Annotated in this window: 7 protein-coding genes; 6 read left to right on the top strand and 1 reads right to left on the bottom strand. The window is 51.1% G+C overall.

The annotated features are described in order from the left end of the window. The first annotated feature begins 429 nt into the window (after positions 1–429). The 6 genes from HMPREF2605_RS03220 (at position 430) to HMPREF2605_RS03200 (ending at position 4,238) form a co-directional block, all read left to right on the top strand. Positions 430–1,155 (top strand): exonuclease domain-containing protein, encoded by a 726-nt coding sequence (locus tag HMPREF2605_RS03220; RefSeq protein ID WP_070846904.1) that lies wholly within the window; start codon positions 430–432, stop codon positions 1,153–1,155. A gap of 191 nt (positions 1,156–1,346) precedes the next feature. Then, positions 1,347–1,499 carry a hypothetical protein gene (locus tag HMPREF2605_RS09480; protein WP_168167582.1) on the top strand — a complete coding sequence of 51 codons (153 nt, stop codon included), beginning with the start codon at positions 1,347–1,349 and terminating at the stop codon, positions 1,497–1,499. 211 nt (positions 1,500–1,710) lie between these two features. Then, positions 1,711–1,932 carry a hypothetical protein gene (locus HMPREF2605_RS03215; RefSeq protein ID WP_070687965.1) on the top strand — a complete coding sequence of 74 codons (222 nt, stop codon included), beginning with the start codon at positions 1,711–1,713 and terminating at the stop codon, positions 1,930–1,932. A gap of 184 nt (positions 1,933–2,116) precedes the next feature. Beyond that, positions 2,117–2,341 (top strand): hypothetical protein, encoded by a 225-nt coding sequence (locus HMPREF2605_RS03210; protein WP_070846903.1) that lies wholly within the window; start codon positions 2,117–2,119, stop codon positions 2,339–2,341. Between the two features lie 187 nt (positions 2,342–2,528). Further along, entirely contained in the window at positions 2,529–3,455 is a 927-nt protein-coding gene (locus HMPREF2605_RS03205; RefSeq protein WP_070846902.1) for a hypothetical protein, read from the top strand. Positions 3,456–3,620: 165 nt separating this feature from the next. Continuing rightward, positions 3,621–4,238 carry an ImmA/IrrE family metallo-endopeptidase gene (locus HMPREF2605_RS03200; RefSeq protein WP_070846901.1) on the top strand — a complete coding sequence of 206 codons (618 nt, stop codon included), beginning with the start codon at positions 3,621–3,623 and terminating at the stop codon, positions 4,236–4,238. 766 nt (positions 4,239–5,004) lie between these two features. Here the strand turns inward: HMPREF2605_RS03200 and HMPREF2605_RS09580 are convergent. Continuing rightward, on the bottom strand, positions 5,005–5,266 hold a 262-nt coding region (locus HMPREF2605_RS09580), incomplete at its 5' end, for a hypothetical protein (RefSeq protein WP_210401033.1).

Below are 5,266 nucleotides of genomic sequence, written 5' to 3'. Positions count from 1 at the left end.
CCGGCAAGGTGGAGGGTTTTACCTCCGCCTGCCGGTGCCTCTTTAGGGGGGGGCAGGAACCTGCAGTGAGTGGTCGGACAGCAACTCCTGCACTAGGGGTTAGAGTCCTGTACCTATCGAGACCTCAGTGGCGAAGACGCCCTGGTTCCTTAGGCTCGTGTCGAAAGGCCCATATAGATGCATGCATGTCGCTGGTGAAGCCCTAGTAGATCAGCACTGCGAGCGCTGATGATGTGCTGCGGCGCTGGGGGTGGAGAGGTTGATTTAGAAAAGGGACAAACCTTCAAAATATTAATTTCTAAGTATTTAAAAAATGCATAATGAAGGCACGGGAAACGGAATGTGGAAATTAATAATTGTCATATTCTGATTCGTTTCGGAAATGCATTGCATGTTATGTCATGATATGTGGAGGAAAGGATTTTAAAAATGGCGCAGACCTGGTTTGAGAATGGCTATGTTGCTTTTGATACTGAAACTACTGGCGTGCAGGAAAAGGTCGACCGCATTATCAGTGCTTCTTTGTTGTATTACAGTGCCGACCATGTTTTGGTTAAGCGTCGTACCTGGCTTATTGATCCCGGTATTGAGGTGCCCGCTGCCGCTACTGCTGTTAATGGTTTGAGTACTGCATATGTGCGTGATATGGGTATGGTTGCCCGTGATGGTATTGCTGAGATTCTGGCGGCTTTGGCGCAGTGTGTCCGGCACCGTATGCCTATTGTTGCGTTCAATGGGTCGTTTGATATGACGGTGCTTCTTCATGAGAGCCGCCGCCATTGCTTGGCTTTGGGTGATGACTTTGCGGATATTTACGGCGGTGGCAATATGAGGTTGATTGATGGGTTGACTATGCACCGTAAGGCACATCTGAAATGGCGTGGTCGTCGTAATCTTGGTGCTTTGTGTCAGGCGTATGGTGTGGAGCTTGGTGCGGCGGCGCATAATGCTACTGCTGATGCGCGGGCGGCTGCTGAGCTGTGCGTGAAGCTTACTGCTGAGAGTCCTGAGTTGTTTGAGGTGGATGCTTTGAGTCTGCACATGGCGCAACAGGGTTGGTATGCCGCTCAGATGGAAGATTTGCAGGCGTATTTGCGGGTATCTCGTGGTGATGTTTCGATTCAGTGTCCTCCTGGTTGGCCTGTGCGTTACTAGGTGCTAGAGCTGTAGATTAGGGGCGTGGTGGTGTGCCCCCGTGCCTCTGGGTTGCTCTCTATCAGAGGGGGTGGGGGTGCTGCTGTGGCGCCCCACCATCGCCGTTGAGCTCAAGCCCGCTTGTGCAGATGGCTATTTCTTCAGCTCGCCCACCTACCACGTCATTACCCCCTGATCCGGTTGAGGGGTACATGAGCATCCTGCTGCGGAACTACCCGCGCTACGGTGAAGACACCACCGTCAATATCCCGCGTACCGCAGGCCAGTATCCGGCCATCACCGCCGAACTTACCGCCGCCTTGAATCGATTAGGTTGCCGCCGCCTAGATACCCTCATTGCCTAATGAGTCTGCATAAAATCCTATTTCCCAAAGGGTGTGAAGAATGCATATATTCATTCTTTACACCCTTTTATTTTTTGTCTGAATATTTTCAAATAAATACCTAATTTACCAAAGGGACAAATAGGGAATTTCTAGAATTGGCTGCGGGAAAAAATAGGAAGATGGTCATATCGGATAACACATTAAATTCAAATCCTAATTGGAGGAAAAAATGACCTACTACGTCGAATACTGCACCTGTCCCGTAATCCCCGTCGAACATTTCACGGTCTTCTCAAAAGCACACCCGGAAAACGGCGGCGTTTGCTGTACGACTCGACTTGAGCACGGCGGTGCCTTCGACATGAGCGCTGTCATAGAAGAGGACGCCCGCCGTCGCACCTTCACATACCGCTGGCGTGCTCTGTTCCGCCGCCTTTTCCAGCGCCGCTAAAGGCTAACCCGCCCCGTCCCGTTATCCGGTAAGGCGCCCGGGTACCTATCACCCCTAAAGAGGTGATAGGTACCCGACCGCTCTTGATTTGGGTTTGGGACATACGAGGGAAAACTCAGAAATTGCCCCCTATAAAACAGCATGATGACCCTGTCACAACTACCTAATTTTTGGAGGCATCATCATGCATCTTTTGGCAATTCTTGAGTTCCTTCTGAGCCTTCTGGTTCTGAGTCCTTTCTTGTTGGTTTTGGGCTTCTGTAACATAGCCCTTCTCAGAGCCTTCAGAGAGCAACAGAGAGAGGCTGAGGCGGCTCACCTCATCACCCTTCAGGGAACCGCTGAGAAAGCCGCTGAGGAAGGCATAGAGTCCATAGAGGACGCTGAAGGCACAGGCTCCATAGACTAGCCAAACGCCTAGCTGAAGGCGTCTGGCACTACCTTCAAAGAGGGGTAGTGTCAGAGGCTAGCAGCCCGTTCTTTACAAGCGGGACATAATAGAGAAAACCCAGGGGCCCAGGACGACAGCAGTAGCATGATGAACAGACCTGCCCACCATAAACTACTAACCGATCCATCTAAAGAAAGTGAGAGCCATGGAGCCGCAAATAACCGCACGGGATACCTTGAACCATCTGCTAGCAGCAGATCCGTTCTTGCGTGAAACCCTGGTCTTGAATCATGAACCCCACAACCCCAACAACTACGATGAGGCCTATGCTTTCGGGGATGATGCTAGTGAGAACCTCAGTCGAGCTAGGTCCTTGCTAGCTACCTATAACCGCTACGCCAAGAAGCTGCGCAAGCACAATCTAGCCGCCACTAAGATTGTCCTCAAGGCTCTGAAGGAGCAGGCATACGCTCATAAAGATCGCCTGATTGACCCGCTCCCGCACTACGGCGCCCCCACCCTCACCGGTGAGATCCTGCAGCTGACCAGCACCCTTCAGGTACAAGCCGGTAGCATCCTACAGTCGTCGGCCTGCTTCTGGATTCGCCCCAATGATCTGGCCCAAGCCCGTATCGTGAAGTTTGTGGTTGGCCAGGTGGAAGCTGTGAACCTGGCTGAAGGCTATGCCACTGTACGAACCTCTGACGGGGAGCTCTTCACTCTCCAGCCGCTTGGGCGTACCGATACGGCTCTACTGGGCTGTGACGGTCAAAGCCTTGAAGTGCCGATCTTGCCGATTGCTGGGGCGACGTTGGAAGAAGCTGAGCACAAGCATGCTCACGATACCCGTCTGCAGGCCTTCACGGATTACCTGCAGACATCTATCGAGAAATACACTCACCCCAGTGTGAGCAGCATGTACTACTCCCATGCTCGAACCCAGTACCGCCCCACCTTCGATCACGCTCCTTTCAGTGGGAACCCTGAAACGCTCGAGGAAGAATATGCCCACGTCGAACGTGCGTGTACTGATTTCTACCGTGATGGAGGGCTGCTCGATCAGCTCATCGATACTACTGGCCAGAAGCTTGATGCTGCTCTAAAGGCATACCGTCAAGAGCTTCAGCGCTAAAGAAATCACCAAATCAGGGGGGCACCTCATATATGAGGTACCCCCTGATTTTTATGCCCTAAAGAATGTAAATTTAGCGGCGGGACAAACCCTATTTTTGGGGAAAATATGCAAAAAAAATTTTGGAAGATATGCATATAACCACAAAAATTAAGGAGATTAAAAATGGTTCAGGAAAACGCCCGCGTAGAAAACATGTTTGACATTCTGGAGGCATTTCATGAAAGGGTGAGGGAAATGCACATCACCGGGGATTGGCGCTATATTATGGAGCCCTCCAACGCAAATTATGACGTTTCTCAGCTGGATTCTCTCGATAGCCAGATTCAGGCTGTAACGGCTGATTACGGGCTCTATGAGCTGTTGGAAGCGTATATCACCGCTAGCGGCTGGAAGGTCGTACAGACGCCCCTGAGGGCTAGCCTAGGCGGATACACCGACCATAACAGCGGGGTAATCACCATCAACGCACTACGCCCCCTAAGCCTCAAAGCTATCACGCTAGCGCATGAGATTGCCCATGCTCTCATGCACTCAGATATGGACATGGACGCATACCGTACCAACGTAAACGGTTGCCGCTCCATAGCTGAGACTGAGGCGGAATCAGTCGCCTATGTGGTCGCTTACTGTTGGGGCCTCAAGAGTGCTTCTAGCAGTGTTTCCTATGTCGCCTCATGGTCTGAGAAAGACGCTTCAATGCTGGAACGAACCACGGTGAACGTCATTGAAACGGCGTGCACAATCCTCAGCGGCGCTATGGCTTTCCACAAGAGCCAATAGCAGATGAGAGAGGGGTTTACCCCCCTAAGGGGGGGGGGGGTAAACGCCGGATATTTAGGGTTGGGACAAACCAGTAATTTCCCCCATATAAGCACCTTAGCCAACGCAACAATGACTACAAGCCCACCCACCAAAGCCCCGCAAAGAGCGCCGGTAAACAATGGCTGACCCGGCTGAACCGGCTGAACGGCCTTCCTGCACGCCACCACCTGAACCACCTAACCGACAGCAGAAAAGTACCACACCAAGAACGCAGCAACTACGCAGCAGCCCCACCCCCTTTAGCAAAGGGACAAAACTAGTTGAAACTCAGTAAGTAGCCCATGAGGCTACAGATAATGAACGTGTACCACCTAAGGTGCACGAGAGCACTGATAACCGAAGGAGATGCAACCATGGCCAAAACAACACGCTGCAGTCATCGCACCAAAGGATCGGTGCCCAGCAGTTCAAAAGAGCTGCTGAAACGGTGCAAGAAAATCGGGTTTCCCATTACTAGGGGAGGCTCTGGGCACCTGCGTATATGGCTTTCTGGAGAACCCTACACCGGGAGAAGTATTACTGTCCCCTCAACCAGTTCCGATTACCGTTCTATTTTGAATAGCATTATGTTTATTCGCTCTCAAACCGGTATAGACCTAAGAAATGTTTAATCTCTCAAAGTGAATATGTGAGTTATCGAGGATGAAAAAATGTCCCCTGAAAAAATTCAGGGGACATTTTTCAAAAATACCCGGAATGACTTGCTTTGCGAATATAACTACTGTTATATTCGTGGTGTTGAAGAGAACAGCTTCAACACCCAAGCCCGGCAATCACACCGACTATCCGGGTATCGATAACTCAATAGAGAAAGGTACATTCTCATAAATGTTACGGAAATTACCGCATTGCTCACCCCTGCAGGAGCCGCACTCGGCGGTCTCGGTGCCACCCTGACCGGCATCGCCAAGCTGATTGAAAGCTTGAAAATGCCAAAGAGCAAAAACAGTGACAAATAAGCGGTAAAAGCCTCAAGCCCGGTACTA

Origin of the sequence: Rothia sp. HMSC065C03, from assembly GCF_001837295.1 — a bacterium.
Lineage (GTDB): Bacteria > Actinomycetota > Actinomycetes > Actinomycetales > Micrococcaceae > Rothia.
The sequence above is the reverse complement of the archived record's forward strand: the minus strand, read 5'-3'. Positions and strand labels throughout refer to the sequence as shown.

Coding starts and splice junctions, on each gene's coding strand:
- HMPREF2605_RS03220 (WP_070846904.1), top strand. CDS start 430: ATGGCGCAGACCTGGTTTGAGAATGGCTATGTTGCTTTTGATACTGAA.
- HMPREF2605_RS09480 (WP_168167582.1), top strand. CDS start 1,347: ATGAGCATCCTGCTGCGGAACTACCCGCGCTACGGTGAAGACACCACC.
- HMPREF2605_RS03215 (WP_070687965.1), top strand. CDS start 1,711: ATGACCTACTACGTCGAATACTGCACCTGTCCCGTAATCCCCGTCGAA.
- HMPREF2605_RS03210 (WP_070846903.1), top strand. CDS start 2,117: ATGCATCTTTTGGCAATTCTTGAGTTCCTTCTGAGCCTTCTGGTTCTG.
- HMPREF2605_RS03205 (WP_070846902.1), top strand. CDS start 2,529: ATGGAGCCGCAAATAACCGCACGGGATACCTTGAACCATCTGCTAGCA.
- HMPREF2605_RS03200 (WP_070846901.1), top strand. CDS start 3,621: ATGGTTCAGGAAAACGCCCGCGTAGAAAACATGTTTGACATTCTGGAG.